Origin of the sequence: Leucobacter celer subsp. astrifaciens (genome assembly GCF_001273835.1) — a bacterium.
Lineage (GTDB): Bacteria > Actinomycetota > Actinomycetes > Actinomycetales > Microbacteriaceae > Leucobacter > Leucobacter celer.
Map to the genome: position 1 here is coordinate 1 of NZ_JHEI01000125.1, position 242 is coordinate 242.

A 242-nucleotide genomic window follows, 5' to 3' on the forward strand; every position below is an offset into this window, starting at 1 on the left:
ATGGTGAGCTGCTCGGTCGAGAGCGGGATCGACCTCGCGTAGACGACTTCGCGCACGCCGGCGACGAGGTGCTCGGCGGCCTGCGCCATGGTGCCACCGATGACGATCGCCGACGGGTTCATGATGCTGACGCAGGCGGTGAGCACCTCGCCGACGTCGCGCCCGGCCTGGCGAATGCGTTGGATCGCCCCGACGTCGCCTGCTTTCGCGAGTGCGACGACCTCGCTCGGTCGGTGCAGTGG

The 242-nt window shown here is 69.4% G+C and carries 1 protein-coding gene; it reads right to left on the minus strand.

Annotation, left to right across the window (positions count from 1 at the left end):
• The coding region (locus AMS65_RS00435) for an ROK family protein (RefSeq protein WP_157501983.1) at positions 1-242 on the minus strand (242 nt) is incomplete at both ends.